This is a genomic window from Bacteroides intestinalis DSM 17393 (assembly GCF_000172175.1).
In the GTDB taxonomy this organism is placed as follows: Bacteria; Bacteroidota; Bacteroidia; order Bacteroidales; family Bacteroidaceae; genus Bacteroides; species Bacteroides intestinalis.
In genome coordinates this window covers 2028061-2049235 of sequence record NZ_ABJL02000008.1, presented here as the reverse complement: position 1 = coordinate 2049235, position 21175 = coordinate 2028061, and the positions used below count along the sequence as shown (strand labels likewise).

Here is a 21175-nt window from a genome sequence, read left to right as displayed (position 1 = left end):
TCCTAAAAATTTCAATTATGCAGAATGAAGATGATTTAAGAGGACTGGCAAAGGTCATGGACTTTATGCGGGCAATCAGTATTTTATTTGTAGTGATAAACATTTACTGGTTTTGTTATCAGTCGTTCCGGGAGTGGGGTATCAATATCGGGGTAGTCGATAAAATCCTGCTGAACTTCCAGCGTACCGCCGGGCTGTTTTCCAATGTCCTGTACACCAAACTTTTTTCGGTGGTATTCCTTGCGCTTTCCTGTTTGGGTACAAAAGGGGTGAAAGAGGAAAAAATCACATGGAACAGGATTTATGTATTCCTGACAATCGGTTTTATCCTGTTTTTCCTGAACTGGTGGCTGTTAGTTCTGCCGTTGCCACTGGCGGCAAACACGGCATTGTATATCTTTACCATGACCGCCGGGTATCTTTCTTTATTGGCTGCCGGAGTATGGATTTCCCGCCTGTTGAAAAATAACCTGATGGATGATGTTTTTAATACCGAGAACGAAAGTTTCGCACAGGAAACACGCCTGATAGAAAACGAATATTCCATCAACCTGCCGACCCGGTTCTACTATAAAAAGAAATGGAATGACGGGTGGATAAACGTTGTAAACCCGTTCAGGGCAAGCATGGTATTGGGTACGCCCGGTTCGGGAAAATCGTATGCGATAGTCAATAATTACATAAAACAGCAAATCGAGAAAGGCTTCGCTGTTTACATTTATGACTATAAATTTCCCGACCTTTCGGAGATAGCTTACAATCACTTATTGGGTCATTTAGACGGGTATAAGGTAAAACCTAAATTCTACATGATTAACTTTGACGACCCACGTAAAAGCCACCGATGCAATCCGATAAATCCGGCGTTTATGACGGACATATCGGACGCATACGAAGCCAGTTATACCATCATGTTAAACTTAAACCGAAGTTGGATTATGAAGCAGGGGGACTTCTTTGTGGAAAGCCCGATAATCCTGCTGGCTTCTATCATTTGGTTTTTGAAAATTTATCAGGGTGGCAAGTATTGTACATTCCCGCACGCCATCGAATTTCTGAACAAGAAATATGCAGATACGTTCACTATTTTAACCAGTTACCCCGAACTGGAAAACTACCTTTCACCATTTATGGACGCATGGGAATCTAATGCGCAAGACCAGTTACAGGGGCAGCTTGCGAGTGCTAAAATTCCGCTTTCGAGGATGATTTCACCCGCTTTATATTGGGTAATGACAGGGGATGATTTTTCATTGGATATAAACAATCCGGAAGAACCTAAAATTTTGGTAGTAGGCAATAATCCCGACCGCCAAAACATCTATTCCTGTGCTTTGGGACTGTATAATTCCCGTATCGTGAAGCTGATAAACAAGAAGCACCAACTCAAAAGTTCCGTAATCATTGACGAGTTACCGACCATCTATTTTCGGGGACTGGATAACTTGATAGCAACGGCACGAAGCAACAAGGTAGCGGTCTGTTTGGGCTTTCAGGATTTCAGCCAGTTACGCCGGGATTATGGGGACAAGGAAAGCAAAGTAATCGAAAATACGGTGGGTAATATCTTTTCCGGTCAGGTGGTTTCCGAAACGGCTAAAACGCTTTCAGACCGTTTCGGAAAGGTCTTACAGAAACGGCAGAGCATGACTATCAACCGGAACGACAAATCAACCTCAATCAGTACGCAGATGGATAGCCTGATACCGCCCAGCAAAATATCCAATCTCACACAGGGTATGTTCGTGGGGGCGGTCAGCGACAATTTCGATGAAAGGATAGAGCAGAAAATATTCCATGCGGAAATAGTGGTGGATAACGAGAAAGTGAAGCGGGAAACAGCCAGTTACAAGAAACTGCCCCAAATCATAGATTTTAGGGACGGGGACGGGAACGATCGGAGGCAGGAAGAAATACAGGCGAATTACAACCGGATCAAGCAGGAAGTCCAGCAGATTGTTACGGACGAAATAGAACGGATTAAAAACGACCCCATATTAAAATCTCTCATTAAAGAGAATTGAAAAGATAAATCGAGTATAACAATTTTTTTTTGATTGTTACACTCGATTTTTAAATTTGTAATAAAGATGAGATTTTTCTTGTTTTAATATCTCCCCATGGCATTTTTCGGCTTAAAGGATAAGTAATAAAAAGATATCTTTTAGCTCTAGTTATAGCTACATATAAATTGTTTTTCTCTTGCTCTAATTCTAAACCACCTTTTTGTAGAGCTCTGTAATCAGGAAAAGTTTGATCATCCATTCCAATAAGAAATACAATATCATTTTCTTGTCCTTTCATTGTATGAATAGTGCTAAGTGCAATACCTATTTCTTTCTTACTTTGAATAGTTTTTCCCAATGCTATGGCATTTCTAAAAGATGCAATGTTTTTTGTTTTCGTAGAGATTGCATAATTATGCCAATTCTTTTTGATCTCCAACAAATCATTATATGCTAGATGCAATTCATTCTCATCAATCATATTAAAATCTGAATTTTCTTGTATCTTTTGTAACAAATGGTCTATCATTTTATTAAAATTATCACCTGAATCTTTTAATAGAACGATTGAATTAACAATGTCTTTATATAACTTATTTTGTATTCTATTTCCTAATTCATTAAATGAATATACCTTATCATCTTCAATATTTAATAATGCTAATAGTTGCTCAAAATGTAAATAGTCTTTAGGGTTTACCTTGATTTGTAATGCAAGGTTAAATATTTTTCCACTAGTAGAGTCAAAAAGTAAACCATTTGAATTGTTCTTATAGAAATAGTTTATATTTTCCTCTATGAGCTTTTCTTCAATTGGAAGTAATAAGTATCTATTTCGTGCTAAAATAGTTATTCGGTTCTCTGTCAATTTACCTTCTATATCTTTTAAGTGTTCATTCTGTAAATATTCTTTTATTTTTGATGCAATCCAATCAGCTTCTTCACACACATCTTTAAACGAATGTATTTCACATACTCCGTTTACAGCTACATTATTCAAATCGGATGGAGCATTCACAATTTTATTCGCTAAGCTAAGAATGCTTCTCGAACTTCGAAAATTATCATTAAGTTCTATTATTGTAGGTGCATAATCTGCTACAAAAGAGTCCTGCATGAAGGAACTGCTAGAACCATTAAAGCCATAAATTGATTGTTTGGGATCTCCCACCATCATAATATTTTTATGTTCACTACCCGTTAAAGCTTTTAGTACCATATACTGAGCCTTGTTGAGGTCTTGAGCTTCATCTATGCAAATATATTCAAAGTTTCTTCTGTACAAAGCAGCAGTTTTGGGACTATTAACAAATAATTTATATGTTAAAAATAACAAATCATCAAAATCAATAGCATTTAACGAAGCCATTAAATCTCTATAACTGTAGTATAACATTATTGCATTTTTGTCCTTTATCCGTTTCTCCAAGTCATCATCTAAAATAACTTCACGTTTTATTTTGGAGATAATATCTAATGCATTTGTTTTGAACTTATTTCTTTGTTTAGAATCTAAATTGCTAAAGTATTGATTTAATGTAGGAGTTTCAACTATAGCATCTTCTATTATCCTTAATCGATCATCTGTTTCAGAGAATACTTGAGGAAGTTCTTGGTATCCAATCATATTTCCATGCTTCTCTAAAACATAACAACAAAAAGAGTGGAATGTTCCAATATATAAACGTTCTTCTATATTATCAATATCACTTAAACGCTCTTTTATTTCCTCAGACGCTTTATTGGTAAATGTAATGGCTAATATTTTACGTTTAGTTGAATCTACAAGATATTTAATTCTCTCTGTAAGAACTCTTGTTTTTCCACTGCCGGCACTAGCCAAAACTAAAAGTGCACCTTGTTGAAAAGAAACAATAGCAGCTTGCTTGCTTGTTAGTTGTATTTTATTTATCATAATGTAGGTCAATTTTGATTTTGTCAAACAAATTAGATACTAACAATGGTATAGGTTTTAATGAATTATATATTGCATGAGCATATATCAAAGCCCATTTTGTTTTATTTTTCTTTGATTCTGATAACACGTAACTATTTGTGCAGAAAAAATCAATTCCTTTTGCTTTTGATTCTTTATGTTGCTCGTTAACACATTTAGAAAGTTCTATCTGCTTCAAGTAGGATTTTATATCATTGAGATAATCTAACCTTATTATGTATTTCTCAAAATCTTCTTTATGATCAATGATAAAAATATTTTTCTCATTTTCAATTGTTGTAAATAGCTCTTTTCTTATCTTTTTTACTGCAGCTGTCATTTTAGAAACAGGGTCATCTTCTCCATCACTAAAAATATACCATGGTATATTAAATGATTGAGCAAACTGTAAGAAAGGGAAATAGCTTCCAGCCCCACCAACACCAATAAAATTAATGCCTAATTCTGAAGCAGGACAACCAAAATATTTCTCTGCCATTATTGGGAGAGCCTGTTCTTCTGTTTCACCTTCAAAAAGAACAATTGCTTTGGAGAATAAAATTTCTCCTCTTGTATTAATGACTTTTTGTCGTAACTTTCTCTTATCATCATCATCCATTTCGTTCAGATTAAGAATGCCACATGAAACATTGTTCAAATTTTTATATAATCCTCTCAAGTTTTCTATGTTAGCAGAACATGCAACATATGGAGAATGTGTAGATATTATTTTCTGTCCCGGCATTTCATACATTTGACGATATAATTTTTTCTGTGCATTTGGATGAAGATGTGATTCTGGTTCTTCTATAGCAATAATAGGAAAAAATGGTTCATTTTCTTTCTGGGCAAGTTCGGCATTATGCTTAATAAAAGCCTTAAATGTTAAAAGAGAAGACCAGCTTCTTGTTCCCATGCCGTGATAATCCATAGTGAAACTATTGTCAGAATCTCCATAATGTATAGATACCCCTTTATTCAAATCTCTTATTTTTTTTGTAAAGGGAGATATTGTTACTCCTGTCCCGCTTTTATCCATTGCAGAATTAATGCCTTCTAGCGAGTCTTGAATAGTACTTAATATATCACTTTTTTCTACAGCCTGCTGGTTTAAGGTAGATATTAGTTTTTCTAATTCTTCTAAATCTTTCTTGTTATAAGCTTTAGCTACGTCCGATAACATCTTACCTAAATAGGATGTTTTAAGTTTCATATCATCTACAACATCTCTTTGTGCTTCAATATAAAAAAAAGGAGTTTTAGAGAAATCAATTCTTGAATTTTTAGCAATAATATTCTGCCATTTTTCTCCTTCTGATGGATACCAATCTACTAAAATTTTTTGCTCAATATCAAAACTACTTTTTAATGAATTATAACTGATAATAGTACGAAAAGGGACACAGCTAAAATCTTCTATAAATCTTATATTATCACTAGTAAATACTTCTTCCCATTCTTCAGAAAAGTCATTTAGAATTTTCCCTTCATCATTTATTGGTACAAATCTTATATCAATTATAATTTCTGTAGCATTTTTTTCTTTTGATATATATAAATCATCAATAGATAAGAAAGAACGACTTCCTAATGATAGCTGTAAAGCTTTCAAAATAGTAGTTTTTCCTGTATTATTTGTACCTGTAAGGACTGTAATAGGAGTTAAACTCATCTCAAAATCATCTAACCCCCTAAAACCTGAAATCCTAATTTTATCTATTAATATATTTCCCATGACATTACTTGTATTTGATACAGAAAATCTTTTGTGTTATGTCCAATATGTAAAATATATGATAGACTTTTTTACTAGAATTAGCTTTGCTTATTTTGTATAACATATAAATTTCACCATGAACATTGTAGATATTTTGTTTTTTCAAAGTTCAATCGTTACAATTTTTCTTGTAGCTTAAAACTACAAATGTTCTTATAAAGAGATTGAACTAACATTGCCAAAATTACAATATATTAATGACATAGGCAAATATTAAGTAATTCAAAATGCATAGAGACAAATGAAGCCAAACGGGGACTAATGAAGCCACCCGTTCCCCAATCCTTAAATATACTCTATTTCATCCTTACTTTTACTTCCGAAATTTTTATTTACTCACTAAAATTCAAAAAGTTATGGATGTAAACACAACCAACCAATTCACCACTGACGAACAGATGATGGATATTCTTCTTGTACTGGATAAGGAGAAAAAGACAATCAGCGCAGTAAAAGGCGTGGATGAAAACGGGGAACTCCAAACCGTACCACCGGAGAACAACAGCGAACTTCTGAAATTCGACCGTCACGGTGATTTCTTTTCCAACTTCTTTTCCAACATGATGAACCAGTTGAAGAACCCGACCCGTTTCAACTTCTTCAAAATCCCAAAGTTGGAACTTCCTAAAATCGAGCCGATCATCAGGGATAACTTTAACAACCCTACACCGGAAAATGAAGCGGGCATAGAGCGTTACCGGGTGACACCTGAAACTGTGAAGCAGGAAACCAAGAAAGTACAGCAGGAAACCCAATCCCAACAGCAACCAGCCAAAGAATCGGAAACAACGGCACAAGCACCGCAGCAACCCGACAAAAGCAAGTATGTTATCGACCCTGACAAAGTGGACTGGGAAGCCCTGAAAAATTTCGGGCTTTCCAAAGAACAGCTTGAAAAGGCAAAGGCTTTAGAACCCATGTTAAGGGGGTACAAGTCGCCCGGTGCGTTCACCATCGCAGGAAACTACAATTCCGCCATTATGAAACTGGACGCACGCCTGTCTTTCCGGCATGACAAGGACGGGAATGTAGTTTTGGCGATACATGGCATCCGGCAAAAGCCGGAACTCGAACGCCCGTTCTTCGGACATGAATTTTCTAAAGAGGACAAAGCCAATCTTCTTGAAACGGGAAACATGGGACGGATAGTGAACCTGAAAAACTATATCACGGGAGAAATGATACCCTCTTTTGTCAGCGTGGATAAGGTGACGAACGAACTGGTTTCCATGCGTGCAAGCAGCGTCCAAATCCCCGATGAAATAAAGGGTATCAAACTGAACAAGGAACAAAAGGAAGCCTTACGGGAAGGAAAGGGAGTATTCCTTGAAAATATGATTTCCAACCGTAAAAATCCCTTTTCCGCTACCGTTCAGGTCAATGCCGACAAGAAAAGTCTGGAATTTATCTATCCTAACGCCAAACAGTCACAGGAGCAACGGCAGAAACAGGAGCAGCAGAACAGCCTTGTCACCAGTGACGGTGTAACCATCCCCAAGAGTATTTCAGGAATAGAACTGACACGCCAACAACAGCAGGATTTAGTCAATGACAAGACCATCTTTGTTGCCGGGCTGAAAGACAAGAGAGGGGTCGAATACGATGCTTACATTCAGGTGAACCATGACAAGAAGAAACTAGGCTTTTACAGTGACAATCCCAGTTTTGACCGTTCAGCCGTGAAAGAGATTACCCCCGCCAGCAAGAACCGCACACAGGTAGCGGTCAATTCGGAGGGCAAGACCAACGAAGCCATCAAGAAAGTGAAAGAACCTTTGAAAAAGGGTCAGGACAAGCCCACTGAAAAACAGAAAGCCAAGCAGGATAAAAAGGAGAAGCAGGAGCAGACGGACAAAACCAAACAAAGCAGGGGACGCAAAAGATGATGGCTGCATTAATCCTTATCCCGGTTATCGGTTTTGTCCTGTTTCTCTTTGCCTGTTACAAAACAGACTGGAAAGCCATAGACGAACAGAACCGACAATTTTATGCAGATGGTTATCACATCTACTATGACCGGAAAATCCTAAGACAAAAAGAAGTGGAATAATTAAAATCGAAATTAGAATGATTGCAGTAATCGGAGAAAAACCAAGCGTGGCAAGGGACATTGCCCGCATTTTAGGAGCGAATGAAAAACAGGATGGCTATCTTTCAGGTAACGGGTATCTCGTTACCTGGGCGTTCGGCCATCTTGTAGGTTTGGCAATGCCGGAAGCCTACGGAATAAAGAGTTTCCGCCGGGAAAGCCTGCCTATCATCCCGGATAGTTTTCAACTTACACCTCGGCAGGTGAAAGCGGAAAAGGGGTACAAGGCTGACCCCGGAGTGTTGAAGCAGCTAAAGGTAATCAAAGAGGTATTCAGCCAGTCGGACAAGATAATAGTCGCAACGGATGCAGGGAGAGAGGGGGAACTTATCTTCCGCTACATTTACCAGTATATCGGATGCGACAAGCCCTTTGTCCGTTTATGGATAAGCAGCCTTACGGACAAGGCAATCCGTGAGGGACTGCAAAACCTGAAAGACGGTAGCCAGTATGATAACCTTTTCCTTTCGGCACAGGCACGCAGCGAAGCGGATTATTTGATAGGAATTAATGGTACACAGGCTTTAAGCGTGGCAGCCGGACAAGGAATATTCTCTTTGGGACGGGTACAGTCGCCCACGTTGGCTATGATATGCACCCGCTTTTTGGAGAACAAGAACTTTGTCCCGCAAAAGTATTGGCAACTGAAATTACAGTCGGTAAAAGACAATATCTCTTTTTCTGCCCTATCCGTAGAAAAATACGATACGCAGCAAGCCGCCATCGACACGCTGCAAAGGATAAAGGAAGCGGAAACGGTACGGGTGAAATCCGTAGAGCGTAAGGAAGTGAACCAAGAGCCGCCCTTGCTTTATGACTTGACTTCACTTCAAAAGGAAGCGAATACGAAACTGAATCTCTCCGCAGACAAGACATTATCCATCGCACAAAAGCTATACGAGGGTAAGCTAATCAGCTACCCCCGAACCGGAAGCCGTTATATATCACAGGACGTGTTCGAGGAAATCCCCGAACGGTTTATTAATTTGGAGCAGTACGCCCGCTTTTCCGGGTATGCCGCCGGAATGAAAGGCAAAACCTTAAATCCCCGTCCGGTAAATGATGGCAAGGTAACAGACCATCACGCCTTGATAGTAACGGAAAACCTGCCCGGTAAACTGGAAGCGGACGAACAGGCAATCTATGAACTGATAGCCGGAAGAATGTTAGAAGCCTTTTCTGAAAAATGCGTCAAAGACGTTACCAGTATAATGCTGGAATGTGCAGGCTCACTTTTCACGGTCAAAGGGTCTGTAACCAAATCTGCCGGATGGCGTGCCGTATTCGGTGAGAAAGAGGACGGGGAAGATAACACCGCTTTACCCGCCATGCAGGACGGAGATAGTTTACAGCTTTCCGGCATTGAACTGTTGGAGAAACAGACCAAGCCCAAGCCGTTACATACGGAAAGCAGTTTGCTTTCTTCAATGGAAACAGCGGGTAAGGAACTGGAAAACGCCGACCTGAAAGCCAGCATGAAAGATACGGGTATCGGCACGCCCGCAACACGGGCAGCCATCATCGAAACGCTGTTTTCCCGCCAGTACATCATCCGGGAGAAAAAGAACCTTGTCCCGACCGAGAAAGGGCTTGCCGTTTACAACATTATTCGGGATAAGAAGATGGCAGACGTTGAAATGACGGGAATGTGGGAAAACACGCTTGCCAAAATAGAAAGCGGAGAAATGAACCCCGACACGTTCCGCAAAGGCATCGAAGTGTACGCACGGCAAATTACGGCTGAACTTTTGGACGTTCAGCTTTCTTTCGCTTCGGGTAGTGGTTGCATTTGCCCCAAATGCAAGACCGGACGCATCCTTTTCTATCCGAAAGTCGCCAAATGTTCCAATGTGGATTGTTCCGTTACCATCTTTCGCAATAAGAGCGACAAGCAGCTAACAGACAAGCAGATTACCGAACTGGTGACTACCGGGAAAACCGGGCTAATCAAAGGCTTTAAAAGCAAGAACGGCAAAGTCTTTGACGCTTCACTTACCTTTGACGAGCAGTTTAATGTTACTTTCGTGTTTCCTGAAAAGAAAGGTAAGCTGAAGAAGTAAAACGAAAATCGCTATATTTGCCACAGAAAGTTTCATTATAGATAGATTATAATTGAAATTTTTGTGGTTGAAGCACCCGGAGGGACACCGGGTGCTTTTTTAATCATTCTCCTTTATACTGGTAGGTCAGGCAAACGACCTGATTATCCAGTATCTTGTTTTGGGTCAGTTCCCACTTCGACCCGAAAGTTTTACCTATAAACTTGATACCGTTCCCCAGCATGACCGGGATAATATATAGCGTTATTTCATCAAGCAAGGACGCTTCAATCAGGGATGTTATGAACTTACCGCCGCCGATAACCTGAATATCGGTTTCCGAACTTGATTTAAGTTCATTGACCGCACGTAATGGCATATCAGTAAGAAAGCTTACATTCTCCTTTTCCGACACATTGGTATCGTAGTGGGACACTACAAAAGTTTTTTTGCTTTTGTACGGCCATCCGCCCCAATGTTCAAAAATATAGGTATAGGTATTAACTCCGGCAAGCAATACACCCGGCTGTTCATAGGCTTCCGAAATTTCCTTTTTGACGTTTTCAGGCATCCAGTCCAATTCATTATCCTTTGTGGCTATGAAACCATCAAGAGAAACGGCAATACAAGTTTTTAAATGTTTCATAATTGAGTATTTAACAGTTACTTTTTATAAACTGTTCGCCAGTACGCCAAAAAAGGGGTCAATCCGAAAACCCTGTGGGTGATAAGCATGACCTCTGAGTTACAATGCTGACGTCCAATCAGGTGTTCGTCTGATGTGCTTGATTTATAATACTTTGGAAGGATGTATGTTTTTAGCATTGCAAACTTTAAATGTTTCTCAAATATTATACCCACATACTTTTTGACTTGACCCCAAAAAAGAAGCGTGAACTTACACTGCTTCAAAGTAGAGGTACTGGCATACCTTAATGACGAAACAGGCAAGCCCACGCTATGTTGAAACATAGCATAGACATTGCGCTGAAAATCTCGTCATTATTGAAAAGTGCCAGTTTTCTACTTTGAGACGTTCTGCGAACGAATATGTTATATATAAAGGCGAAATCACAGGTTACTGCTCAATCGCCGTTATTTTCTTATGTAACTTTTGCAAAGTTAGCCAAATCCTTGAAAAGTCTGGCATACAATAAAAAAAATCCTGCCTTATCTCACGACAAAACAGGATTGAAAGCCATTAGAAAAGAAAAAATTAATCGGTTTTTTCCCGGATTAACTTGTGTACGTCCGTAGCACGGTAATAACACCTGCCATCCAGCATAAGGAAAGGGAGTATTCCCTTTTTTCGGTAACGGGTCAGTGTTCGGGGAGCTACTTTCAGAAGCAGGCACAAGTCCTGATTATCCAGCAGTTCTTCCCCGTCCAAACAATTACGTCCTTTTATTACCCGGTCTATCTTCTTGTCCTGCATGTCGAACCTATCCATGATACGTTCCATCCATACGGTAAAAACGTCTTTATCTATATACATAAGGCTGCCTGATTAAATTAAACCAATCATAAAATAACTTTGGTTGGACGGGTCTTTGATGATAATGTCCCGTTCACGCATAAATCGGATGTAGCTTTTGGCAGTACGCTCCTTTACGTCCAAGACCTGCTGCAACTGTTCGCAAAGGTCTATGTAGGTGATATGTGTCTGTCGCCCGAAGATGTCACGGGCTACGTTCACCAGTTCCCTTTCCTTGCGCTTCTCCTTTTCCTCACGGGGCTTTTCCCCCTTGTACACGTGCATCCCGGCTTTCTTGTCCCACGCAAAAAGCATCAGAGGAACGTCCAGCGGGCTTCCGTCCCTTACTTTCAGGGCTTTCACTACCGACTGCGTGGGTTCTTCGTCTTTCTCTATTGAAAGGATGGTAGCCGCCTTGCGTTGCAATTCGCTACCCAAATGCCCACGTAACTTTAATCCGTTAGGGACGAAGTGCAGCACACAAAGAATACACGTGTTATAGATGCCCGCCAGCCGATAGAGTTCATCTATCACCACCACGCTTTCCGCTTCATCGTTGGCACTCTTTACAAGGTCGGCGATGCCGTCAATGACGACCAACTGGATGCCGCCGTACTGGTAGTAGAATTTATCCATGCTCTGCACAATGGCGTTTAGGCGTTCTTTGCGTGACATACCCGTCAGGCAGAACGCTTTCAGTTCATCGGGTTTGTCCGGCTGCTTGGCTCGTGCCAGTAGGTTGCTTACATTCTTGAACAGTTGCACTTCCGACTGTTCGGTGTCATAGAGCAAGACCGCCTTGTGTCTGCCGTTGGCGGTTATCTGTATTCCCAGCGTATCTACTTCCGTACCAGCCGGGCAGATGCAGCCTGCCACAATTGCGGCTACATAATTGCTCTTGCCCGTTCCCTCGCCTCCGGTGATGCCGAACAGGTTGCCTTGTGTTCCTAACGGAACGTCACCCGCCGAAATAATCTCTTGCGCTTTGGCGGGCGGGTTGTTGAAATCTATCTCGCACGATTTTAGCATAATCAATGTATCACTATATAGGTTGTCTAAAAAATCGATAAACAGTTTCAGGAAATCTTCACGGGTGTTCCCGGCTTTGAAGTAGTCGGAAATATCCTTTTCCTCTTTCGTCCCCGGAAGCGGCAGGAGCAGACGTTTCACGCCAAATTCTTCCAATAGTTTTTCCTGCTTACGTGCGCTTTCACTGCCTGTCTTGTCCGTATCATAGAGCAATACAATATGCTTGAAGCGGAATGTCAGCCGATAAACCACCGTGGGCGGAACAGTCACCGTTTCACTGTTGAAGCAGATAGCGTGAAATCCATGTGCCGCCAAAGAAAGCACGTCTTTTTCGCCGCCCGTGATAAACAGGGTATCACCTTTGGCTGGCAGTTGCTCCAGCCCGAAGCAGTAGCTTTCGCCGAAACTACCGCCATAAAGGAAGCGGGGAGCGGAGAACGGACGGTACAGTTTGATATACTGTTTGCCCTTGTAACCATACATGGGTTCTGTCACCGATGAAACATAGGCGTATGGTTTTCCATCTACCGTTTCGCTGTTATACTCCCGGAGTGAACAGACCTTGTAACGCTCCAGCAGTTCGGGCGTGATGCCATATTGTTGCCAGTACATCAGTTCTGCAAGCGGAAACTTCTGTTCCCGGAACTGGTAGGGCTTGACTGGTTTTTTGGGTGTTTCTTCGGTTTTGTCTGCCGCATTCCGATTATTTACTGTTGTAGGAATAGCTATCGAAGTTCCTGCCGCCAACCCCAGTCCCAACCCCAAATCCCGGTCGATAATCTCCAGTATCTCCACAAAGTCAGCTGCCCGGTTACAGTCCAATCCTTTTAACTGCCCCACGAAGGAAAAGCAGTCGCCGCTGTAATTGTCGTTACCGAAGTCTTTCATCTTGTACATATCGCTATGGCGGTCAAAATAGATATTACACGATGCTTTCCTGTCCTGATAGAGCGGGTTAAGAAAATGTCTGCCTATACGCCAGTCACCGGGTAAGTAATGTTTAAAAACGAGCAGACCGTTATTTGTCCTGCTTAGAATTTCTTCTTTCCTTAACATATTTCTGATGATTGGTTATCAGTTCGTTTATACACTCCTTGTCACGCTTAATCAGGCGTTCTTCCAACATTCGTTTGACTTCCTTAATCTTATAGAAGTAATGCCCCTTGATGTCGGAGTAAGAAATCATCCCTGCCGCCCGCAGGCGTTGCAGGGTTCGGTCACTGATTTTCAAGAAAGTACATACTTCGTAACTGTCCACCCAAATTTCATCTTCATCGGTCTTGTTTTCGTCCAAATGATTGAAAATGTAATCGGCAATAGCGGTAATCTTGTTGTCAAGTTCTTTATAGGCTTTTGACTCAAATGTTATAATCTCCATATTGCTAACTTATTGATTTGCCGCAAAGTTCGGCAGAAGAAATAACCTAAAAGTCATGGTTGTACCTATCATGGTATTACTTTTTTTCAGGCTATTTTTGGGGAATATCGGTGTAAAAACTCCCCTAAAAATATCATTTTCAAAATATATTTCACCATAAAAAGGAAGTACCATATTGGGGTGAACATGGTACTTCTACATATTGAAATACAGAAATTTATAGTTCATATCATTTTCATCCTTTTTTGAACCAACGTGAAATTGTCAAGAAACGGTTGCTAATATCTTGTAAGTATCGTATTTGCTTCTTTGATGCCATATAAAAACATCCATGTCGTTTTTATACAATTTAATACGAACCAAGTGAAGTAACTTTGCCGGATAAATGAAATGAATATGAATATTACTTATATATCAATTTATAAAACCAGTCTGCCTGTATTGGTTAGTTTATTAATGGAATACTTAATAGGTTTTACTGATACAGCCTATTTAGGAAGAGTTGGAGAAACTGAATTGGCTGCATTAGCTATAGCTGGTACTTATTATATGATTATATACATGATTGGATTTGGGTTCAGCATAGGAGCGCAAATCTTAATAGCCCAATATAATGGAAACCAACAGTATAAAGAAGCAGGAAAAATTCTCTCACAAGGCATATTGTTTTTGCTGATAATTGCGGTAATAGTAATATCGTTTTCTTCTATAATTTCACCAATTATATTAAAATCAATTATAGATTCTGAATCTGTACTCCAAGCTGTTTTACAATATCTTGATTGGAGAATCTATGGTTTCTTTTTTTCTTTTACAATTATCATGTTTAGAGCCTTTTATATCGGAATAATACACACTTCCGCATTAATGCTAAATTCCATAACTATGGTAGCAATTAATGTTATTCTGAATTATATCTTAATATTTGGAGCATTAGGTATTCCCGTATTAGGCATTTCTGGAGCAGCCATAGCGTCAGTCATTTCCGAATCGGTTGCGGTTATTCATTTTATCATATATACCCAAAAGAACGTAAGTCCTTGCAAATATGGATTAAAAAGGCGAATAACCATAGATTGTACAATATTAAAAAAGATACTATCCATTTCTATTTGGATGATGTTACAGCACGGATTAGTATTTGGAAGTTGGTTCATTTTTTTCATTACAATGGAACATTTCGGGGAGAGGTCATTAGCTATTACGAATATTGTGAGAAATACTTCGTCCTTTCTTTTTCTTTTCGTACAAGCTTTTGCATCTGTTGTTAGTTCTTTGGTTGGAAATCTCATAGGAAAGAATAAAGGTAACTCTATCCTATATGTATGTAAAAAAGTAACATTTTTATGCTACATGACTATTTTGCCGATAATAGTACTGTTCCTGCTTTTCCCATCATCTGTTTTGCGGATTTATAGTGACAATACAGTATTGGTGTTTGAGGCTATCCCTACATTAAAGGTTATGCTAACTTCTTATTTGATAGCTGTACCTACATTCGTATTTTTTAGTGCTATTGCGGGAATCGGTCATGCTGTCGCTTCTTTATTGATAGCATTTATATCCTTAGTCGTTTACATAGTATATGTGGAAACAATTAGTCATTTTAGTTCGAGTGTCCCACTATTGTGGACATCGGAACATATTTACTTTTCATGCGTGTTTATACTTTCTCTTTATCATATTCACCATTGGTGGATGAACTTTATCAATCAAGACAAAAATTAATCACTAATATTTCTTAGAATCAGAGTTGATAATTATCTTTGTTATATGTATAAAGAATATTCCCCATGTAGCGTATTAGCTCCTTTTATCTATCACTTTTGGGAATATAAAGGAGAAACAAGGAGTGGATTGAAATTCAACATTCCACCTCATGGTTGTTCTGACTTTGTTTTTATCGTGGGCAATGCCACAGATTGCATCAGGAATGGCCTGATAATGAGACCTTATCATTCCTATTTCTTTGGACCGATGAATACATTTACGGAATTGGTTGCTCACACAAACTTCATTCATATTATAGGGGTACGTTTTCGTCCGTGTGGACTTTTTCGATTTATAGATATTCCACTAAACGAATTGATAAATCAAGGGATTGACAGCCATGAATTTCCAGTTCTTTTTAGTCAATCTTTCATATATCAACTCTGCGAATCCAATCAAAATCCAATTGATGCTATTGAACATGAATTGGTTAGACAAGTGTACAAAAACAACACGGATACAGAAAAGCAAATATCTTATGCTGTTTCCTTGATTAGTAGGCAGAAAGGTATTGTTTCGATTAAAGAATTGGCAACAGAAGCATGCTTAGGCCTACGACAATTTGAGCGCAAGTTTAAATTTTATACAGGTTATTCGCCCAAAGAATATAGTCGAATCGTCAAGTTTTGGAACGCTATTCACCTTTTAAAATCCAATACTTCATTCGATAACTTTTTGTCTGTTGCTATCCAAGCGGGATATTATGATACACCGCACCTATATAGGGAAGTAAAAAGGCTTTCAGGCAATACTCCTAATGCATTTCTTTCACTTTCAACAAATGAAAAAGTAGAAGTGTTGCATATTGAATTATAGAAATTCAGTAACAATGTTTTTCGTAATTGTTGGTTATGCTAACATTTCATATCATCCTCGTTCATCCGCTTAATCAGACTATCTATAAGATGATGAAGATATGCCGTTCGGTCTTTTCTCTCTTTCATAGCTATATAAGAAGCGTAATAATCCCCTAAATCAATATGGAATATCATGCTAAGGAAATTCATCATTTCTTTTATCTCCACATTGCCATTGTTTATGTCGCCCGAAGATACAAGCGAATATCCCAGTTCGATAAGATATGCCTTTTTGCCTGTAAAACGGAACGGATATTTGAAGCATTTCTGTAAATAGTCTTCTATCTGATTATTAGTTCCCAGTTTCACCAATCGTTTATTCAGGTAGATACGTAGCATTTCATTGGCGATAATCTTTGCCACTTTATAATCATATCCGGTTGAGAAATTAGGGTCTTTGTCAAACTGTGCGCTATCAGTACATAACCGCAAATCAGCTTTTCCACGTACAAAGTAATATTCATCGTACACAGTGGAATGTGAACGGTAATATTGGTAAAAGTCCAAATTGCGATTGAAGAAATAAGTCAGATTATCCAGTTCCCGATTGATATAATTTCTAATTGCTTCATCGCTACCATTAGGGCATTGCGTTTCAATCTTGTATATCTTATAGAAAAATAACAACCGCCCGAGTATCTCCGGTTTCTGTGTCTTGAAAAATAAGATTTCATCCTCTTTGGTTAGAAATACATAAGTCTGTATTTTCGTTCTCAAATCATTAAGAACTGTTTGCAGCCTATGTACCATTGAAAGAGAAGTTTTGATAATATTATAACCGTAGAGGTCGATTTCCGAAATATCAGCCTCTACTTGCTCTAATATCCTATCTACTACCTCTTTCATTGTATAAACAGCTTATTTCATTTATGCTATTATCCGGCTCTACTTCTTTTTTATTCGGTTATTGTTCTTTTGATATATAAGGAGGATAATCATCTTTAGACAATCTCTTTTCCAATGTGTCAGGGGATATATCCCAAAGCGTTGGCAAATATTCAAATATGACTTTCCCGTTATCAAGATAAAAACGAACTTTGGAATTAAAGGCGACTGGTTTATATTTATCTTCTCCTATGGGATTATCTCTATATAGCAATTGATTTTCTTGCCATTTCAGTTCTTTCCCGTCAAAAGTCACATCAAATATTCCACAAACTACAGCTTCCATTGTGGAATCTTGAACTGTTGTTGAAACACAACGCATATAACCTGTGATTTGCTTTGTGCTTTTTCGCATTGCCAATTCATAACAAAACACACTTGTTCCTGTATAATCTTTGGCTATGGTGGTTCTTGCTCCTTTATCATCCAAATTGTAAACCAATTCTTGGGTGACAGTTGTCATATTGAACTTAATGCCGTTTTCTGTTGTCACCAAATTTGAGAATGTCATTTTATCGCTATACACGCCTTCTAAATTTCCGTTCTCTAATTTATAAACTACACCAGTAAGCAATGTTTTGCCAATGATATTCTCTCTTAAAAATTGAATTATTTCGTTTTTCATTTTATCTTTTGTTTTGTTTCAATGGGTAAATAAATTTCTGTAACCAATTCATCCGTGCTTGTTTTATTGGGAGTATTGGCATATATTTCAAAGGTCATTTGTTCTCTTAGACGGTACTTGCTATTTGGTAGCCAATCAAGGTAAACATTCCGGTAAATTTTATTTAATTCATGGTTGCCCCCTTTTATATTAAATACAGAATATAACCCTGCTTGTATGTTCAAAGTCCCAAAACCTTTAGGGACTTCCATTGAATAAGGAACAGTTATCCCTATCAAAAATCGGCATTTATCTATTTCCGTAATATCAAGACTATCCAAACTGATACTAACGTATTTGAAACCTTTATCTGTCAGATTGTATTTCTTGGCAAATTCTATTATCTGCCCCCACAAAGTAGAATATGCTTGCTTATTTCTATGTGTTCGCTCAAATTTCAAATATGCAACTTTGAATTCTTTAATCCTCTTTATTGAACAGTCAGGCTGTTTTATAATTTTGTTTTCATAAGCAACACTTGAATATGTTTTCCTGAAAGCAGGGATAGACATTTGAAAATGCTTTTTAAATGCCCTTGATAAAGTATGTTTATTGTGAAAATTTATCTGTTCAAGCAGTTCCGATACCCTTGTATTTGTTGAAATAAGTTTGAAAGCAATATATTCCAACCTTAACCTCTGAATATAATCACCGACATTCTCTCCTACAACATCTTTGAATACTCTCCGAAAGTGATATATCGACATACAAGCGATATGAGATAAATTGTCAGAGTTTAAGTCCTCAAATAAATGCCGATTGATATATTCCTGAACATTTATTATAAGGGCATAGTGTATATGGGCAGTGTTTATTTTTTGCTTCCACCGCTTTAGATTAGGCAATCTGTCGGATAAAACATTTCTTAATTCCTCGCTTTTATAATTAGTACCTGCAATTTGATTATAGGAATCGGGGAAAAGCCCCCAAAGATAAATGAGGTATTCCATTGAGAAATCAAAAAGATATTTGCCGGAGTTTAAACAACAGGAACAAAATTCCTGATTGAGTGTACCATCAGAATTTGTTCCATATTCTGAAATACCCTCAATGTCTAATGGCATACCACAACTTTGGCAATATTTCTTTTCGTTATCTATATCCATAGTTCTCTTATTTGAAAGCAAATATACGGAATAAGCCAGAGAAAAAGTTACCCTAAATAGCTATTCTTGTTTTCGTATGATAAGACAAACTTTTCATACGAAAACAAGAATGGCTACATTATAACACGATGCGCTCAAATTTCCTGTCTATCCACAAAACTGCTTCTTCCGTATGGAAACAAAGAATGCAATAATCCGGGTCGTTTACACCTTGCGGGAAATAGTGTAGCATATAATCTTGCCAAAAGGTCTGACGGGTTTCCGCATCAGTAAGTATTTCTATTTTTCCGGTTAGAGTAACACTGTCTGCTTCGTGAACAAAGCAAACTCCGGCTTTTGAATTTTGTCTGATATGTTTTACCTTTTCTGTGGATAAGGCTGTTGTCATCCATAAAGTTGATATATCGGTATGGCGCAATAGGTCGATAGCTACCGGGCGAGGATAACCATTTTCACTGATAGTGGAAAGTGTGATGTAGCCGCATTGTTCAAGTACCCATTCAGCCTGCTGTCTGATAGGCATCCAGCGTTTAAGCGTAGGCAGGAACTTACGTAGTCCTTCGATAGCTTCTTCTTTGGTAAAATTACTTCCTGACGCTTCGTTAAATGCAGCCAGACTTTCGGGTTGGGTATTCAGTTCGATTTGTTCCTCCAATGAATTGTTGGTGAAAAATCCTTTTTGGAAGCAGTGGCAGCAATATTCAGTACACAAACATCCGTTACCGTGAGTTCCTAACAAATCATCAGTGGGCATAGACATGCCACAACTTTGGCAAATTCTCTGTTTCATATTGTTCTGTTTTAATTGAGTTGATAAAATTCACTGTAAATAAGACAATCATGTTTTTATATTAAGATATTTGAATAAGGACGATATCGAATAAAACACATTTTTAGGGTTACTGTTTTCTAAGGCTGTCACTTCATTTTGTGGAATACTCCAAGCGGCAGACAGACACATCACATTGGCTTTCCTGCACTCCATTATATCTGAAAGTGCATCCCCGACATATACAATTTCATTTGCAGCCAAATGATAATCATGCAAGAGTTCTTTCAATGCTTCCGACTTGATGTTCCTTTCTGCGTTTCCCGTAATGACTTTTGCAAAAGAATCCTTCATATTGAATTGCTTTAAGGTTATATCACAACTATTTATCCCCTTTCCGGTGATAAGTGCCACAATGATACCCTTTTGCTTTAACAAGGCTATCAACTCACGTATTCCCTCAAAAGGTGTCGGACACATTTCTTGATGCAATTCCTTATAAATCACATAAAAGTCATTCAATGCCTGTTGCCGATAGGGTTCATCAACGACACACCCAATCATACCTTTTTCATTTAAACCAAAAGTATGAACCATTTCTTCATCCGACAATTCATGTCCGATATATGGTTGTGTGGCTTTCTTGAAAGCCTGTATGCACATCGGCAAGGTATTGCCTATCGTGCCGTCCAAATCGAAAGCGACTAATTTAATCATGGCTATATGGAAGTATTGATTTCCCGAATTACTTTACATGGATTTCCTACGGCAAGGCTGTTTGCCGGAATGGATTTGGTGACAACACTTCCCGCTCCAATAACGCTTCCCCGACCGATAGTAACACCCGGCAGGATAATGACACCGCCGCCAATCCAACAACCGTCCTCAATGGTAACAGGCAAGGCATACGTGTGACGGATATATGCTGTCCCGTCCTCCGTTTCTGTCGGTGTTAGCCGCTCATTCAATTCAACAGGGTGGGTAGCCGTATAGATTTGCACATTGGGGGCTATCAATACATTGTTGCCGATAATGATTTTGTTGCAGTCCACAAAGGTGCATCCGGTGTTTATGCTGACATTATTACCTATGCTGATGTTACAGCCATAATCGCATATAAAAGAATGTCCTACTGAAACTTTCTTGCCAACGCTTTCAAACATTTCTTTCAATAGCGCATACTTTTCCTCTTTATAATCATACGGCAATGAATTGTATTTCAGCAACAATTCATGCGTCTTTCTTTTAAACCCCATAAATACGGGAGCATGACAATCATACCATTCGCCCGACAAGCATTTTTCCAATTCTGTTTTCATACCTCATCCTAATAAAAGTTACTGCTTCATCTTATTTGTGGCAAAGTTATACATATCCGAGCGTAAATATATGTATT

Annotated in this window: 17 protein-coding genes and 1 pseudogene; 6 read left to right on the top strand and 12 right to left on the bottom strand. The window is 38.7% G+C overall.

Annotated features, from left to right (window positions below):
- The first annotated feature begins 17 nt into the window (after window positions 1-17).
- Window positions 18-2024 carry a conjugal transfer protein MobC gene (mobC, locus tag BACINT_RS17625; protein WP_007665510.1) on the top strand — a complete coding sequence of 669 codons (2007 nt, stop codon included), beginning with the start codon at window positions 18-20 and terminating at the stop codon, window positions 2022-2024.
- Between the two features lie 49 nt (window positions 2025-2073).
- Here mobC and BACINT_RS17620 read toward each other — a convergent pair whose 3' ends face one another.
- Together BACINT_RS17620 and BACINT_RS17615 are read right to left on the bottom strand one after the other, a co-directional pair.
- Window positions 2074-3921 (bottom strand): ATP-dependent helicase, encoded by a 1848-nt coding sequence (locus BACINT_RS17620; RefSeq protein ID WP_007665509.1) that lies wholly within the window; start codon window positions 3919-3921, stop codon window positions 2074-2076.
- A complete protein-coding gene (locus BACINT_RS17615) occupies window positions 3911-5677 on the bottom strand; it encodes an ATP-dependent nuclease (protein WP_007665506.1) in 1767 nt (588 codons plus the stop codon). The genes BACINT_RS17620 and BACINT_RS17615 overlap by 11 nt, the downstream gene beginning before the upstream one ends.
- A gap of 398 nt (window positions 5678-6075) precedes the next feature.
- Here BACINT_RS17615 and BACINT_RS17610 point away from each other — a divergent pair, with 398 nt between their 5' ends.
- From BACINT_RS17610 to BACINT_RS17605, 3 genes are read left to right on the top strand one after another with little or no spacing between them, the layout of a single operon-like run.
- The gene (locus BACINT_RS17610; RefSeq protein WP_007665504.1) at window positions 6076-7605 is read left to right on the top strand and encodes a DUF3945 domain-containing protein; all 1530 of its coding nucleotides are present in this window, start codon (window positions 6076-6078) and stop codon (window positions 7603-7605) included.
- Window positions 7605-7769 (top strand): hypothetical protein, encoded by a 165-nt coding sequence (locus tag BACINT_RS24060; RefSeq protein WP_198136865.1) that lies wholly within the window; start codon window positions 7605-7607, stop codon window positions 7767-7769. Before BACINT_RS17610 ends, BACINT_RS24060 begins: the two co-directional genes overlap by 1 nt.
- A 17-nt stretch (window positions 7770-7786) precedes the next feature.
- On the top strand, window positions 7787-9868 hold the full coding sequence (locus BACINT_RS17605; RefSeq protein ID WP_007665500.1) for a type IA DNA topoisomerase: 2082 nt from the start codon (window positions 7787-7789) through the stop codon (window positions 9866-9868).
- Window positions 9869-9971: 103 nt separating this feature from the next.
- On the opposite strand, the gene BACINT_RS17600 is transcribed toward BACINT_RS17605, so the two are convergent.
- The 4 genes from BACINT_RS17600 to BACINT_RS17585 form a co-directional block, all read right to left on the bottom strand.
- Window positions 9972-10493, bottom strand: a complete 522-nt coding sequence (locus BACINT_RS17600; protein ID WP_007665498.1) for a dihydrofolate reductase family protein — start codon at window positions 10491-10493, stop codon at window positions 9972-9974.
- A gap of 570 nt (window positions 10494-11063) precedes the next feature.
- Entirely contained in the window at window positions 11064-11342 is a 279-nt protein-coding gene (locus tag BACINT_RS17595) for a helix-turn-helix domain-containing protein (RefSeq protein WP_007665493.1), read from the bottom strand.
- 12 nt (window positions 11343-11354) lie between these two features.
- Window positions 11355-13406 carry a bifunctional DNA primase/helicase gene (locus BACINT_RS17590; protein WP_044155098.1) on the bottom strand — a complete coding sequence of 684 codons (2052 nt, stop codon included), beginning with the start codon at window positions 13404-13406 and terminating at the stop codon, window positions 11355-11357.
- Window positions 13369-13728, bottom strand: coding sequence for a helix-turn-helix domain-containing protein (locus BACINT_RS17585; RefSeq protein ID WP_007665489.1), 360 nt, complete (start codon window positions 13726-13728; stop codon window positions 13369-13371). Before BACINT_RS17585 ends, BACINT_RS17590 begins: the two co-directional genes overlap by 38 nt.
- A gap of 396 nt (window positions 13729-14124) precedes the next feature.
- On the opposite strand from BACINT_RS17585, the pseudogene BACINT_RS17580 reads away from it, so the two are divergent.
- Together BACINT_RS17580 and BACINT_RS17575 are read left to right on the top strand one after the other, a co-directional pair.
- A pseudogene (locus BACINT_RS17580) lies at window positions 14125-15473 on the top strand (MATE family efflux transporter).
- 28 nt (window positions 15474-15501) lie between these two features.
- Window positions 15502-16314 carry an AraC family transcriptional regulator gene (locus BACINT_RS17575; protein WP_007665484.1) on the top strand — a complete coding sequence of 271 codons (813 nt, stop codon included), beginning with the start codon at window positions 15502-15504 and terminating at the stop codon, window positions 16312-16314.
- Between the two features lie 38 nt (window positions 16315-16352).
- Here the strand turns inward: BACINT_RS17575 and BACINT_RS17570 are convergent, their stop codons facing one another.
- From BACINT_RS17570 to BACINT_RS17545, 6 genes are all read right to left on the bottom strand, one after another.
- Entirely contained in the window at window positions 16353-17201 is an 849-nt protein-coding gene (locus tag BACINT_RS17570) for an RteC domain-containing protein (protein ID WP_007665482.1), read from the bottom strand.
- 58 nt (window positions 17202-17259) lie between these two features.
- Window positions 17260-17865, bottom strand: coding sequence for a hypothetical protein (locus tag BACINT_RS17565; RefSeq protein WP_007665480.1), 606 nt, complete (start codon window positions 17863-17865; stop codon window positions 17260-17262).
- The gene (locus tag BACINT_RS17560) at window positions 17862-19010 is read right to left on the bottom strand and encodes a GyrI-like domain-containing protein (protein WP_007665478.1); all 1149 of its coding nucleotides are present in this window, start codon (window positions 19008-19010) and stop codon (window positions 17862-17864) included. Before BACINT_RS17560 ends, BACINT_RS17565 begins: the two co-directional genes overlap by 4 nt.
- 118 nt (window positions 19011-19128) lie before the next feature.
- Complete coding sequence (locus BACINT_RS17555) at window positions 19129-19800, bottom strand: pyridoxamine 5'-phosphate oxidase family protein (RefSeq protein ID WP_081450328.1); 672 nt, start codon at window positions 19798-19800, stop codon at window positions 19129-19131.
- A 48-nt stretch (window positions 19801-19848) separates the two neighbouring features.
- Entirely contained in the window at window positions 19849-20496 is a 648-nt protein-coding gene (locus BACINT_RS17550; RefSeq protein WP_007665474.1) for an HAD family hydrolase, read from the bottom strand.
- A gap of 2 nt (window positions 20497-20498) precedes the next feature.
- Window positions 20499-21098, bottom strand: coding sequence for a sugar O-acetyltransferase (locus BACINT_RS17545; RefSeq protein ID WP_007665469.1), 600 nt, complete (start codon window positions 21096-21098; stop codon window positions 20499-20501).
- Window positions 21099-21175: the final 77 nt, after the last annotated feature.

Coding starts and splice junctions, on each gene's coding strand:
- mobC (WP_007665510.1), top strand. CDS start 18: ATGCAGAATGAAGATGATTTAAGAGGACTGGCAAAGGTCATGGACTTT.
- BACINT_RS17620 (WP_007665509.1), bottom strand. CDS start 3,921: ATGATAAATAAAATACAACTAACAAGCAAGCAAGCTGCTATTGTTTCT.
- BACINT_RS17615 (WP_007665506.1), bottom strand. CDS start 5,677: ATGGGAAATATATTAATAGATAAAATTAGGATTTCAGGTTTTAGGGGG.
- BACINT_RS17610 (WP_007665504.1), top strand. CDS start 6,076: ATGGATGTAAACACAACCAACCAATTCACCACTGACGAACAGATGATG.
- BACINT_RS24060 (WP_198136865.1), top strand. CDS start 7,605: ATGGCTGCATTAATCCTTATCCCGGTTATCGGTTTTGTCCTGTTTCTC.
- BACINT_RS17605 (WP_007665500.1), top strand. CDS start 7,787: ATGATTGCAGTAATCGGAGAAAAACCAAGCGTGGCAAGGGACATTGCC.
- BACINT_RS17600 (WP_007665498.1), bottom strand. CDS start 10,493: ATGAAACATTTAAAAACTTGTATTGCCGTTTCTCTTGATGGTTTCATA.
- BACINT_RS17595 (WP_007665493.1), bottom strand. CDS start 11,342: ATGTATATAGATAAAGACGTTTTTACCGTATGGATGGAACGTATCATG.
- BACINT_RS17590 (WP_044155098.1), bottom strand. CDS start 13,406: ATGTTAAGGAAAGAAGAAATTCTAAGCAGGACAAATAACGGTCTGCTC.
- BACINT_RS17585 (WP_007665489.1), bottom strand. CDS start 13,728: ATGGAGATTATAACATTTGAGTCAAAAGCCTATAAAGAACTTGACAAC.
- BACINT_RS17575 (WP_007665484.1), top strand. CDS start 15,502: ATGTATAAAGAATATTCCCCATGTAGCGTATTAGCTCCTTTTATCTAT.
- BACINT_RS17570 (WP_007665482.1), bottom strand. CDS start 17,201: ATGAAAGAGGTAGTAGATAGGATATTAGAGCAAGTAGAGGCTGATATT.
- BACINT_RS17565 (WP_007665480.1), bottom strand. CDS start 17,865: ATGAAAAACGAAATAATTCAATTTTTAAGAGAGAATATCATTGGCAAA.
- BACINT_RS17560 (WP_007665478.1), bottom strand. CDS start 19,010: ATGGATATAGATAACGAAAAGAAATATTGCCAAAGTTGTGGTATGCCA.
- BACINT_RS17555 (WP_081450328.1), bottom strand. CDS start 19,800: ATGAAACAGAGAATTTGCCAAAGTTGTGGCATGTCTATGCCCACTGAT.
- BACINT_RS17550 (WP_007665474.1), bottom strand. CDS start 20,496: ATGATTAAATTAGTCGCTTTCGATTTGGACGGCACGATAGGCAATACC.
- BACINT_RS17545 (WP_007665469.1), bottom strand. CDS start 21,098: ATGAAAACAGAATTGGAAAAATGCTTGTCGGGCGAATGGTATGATTGT.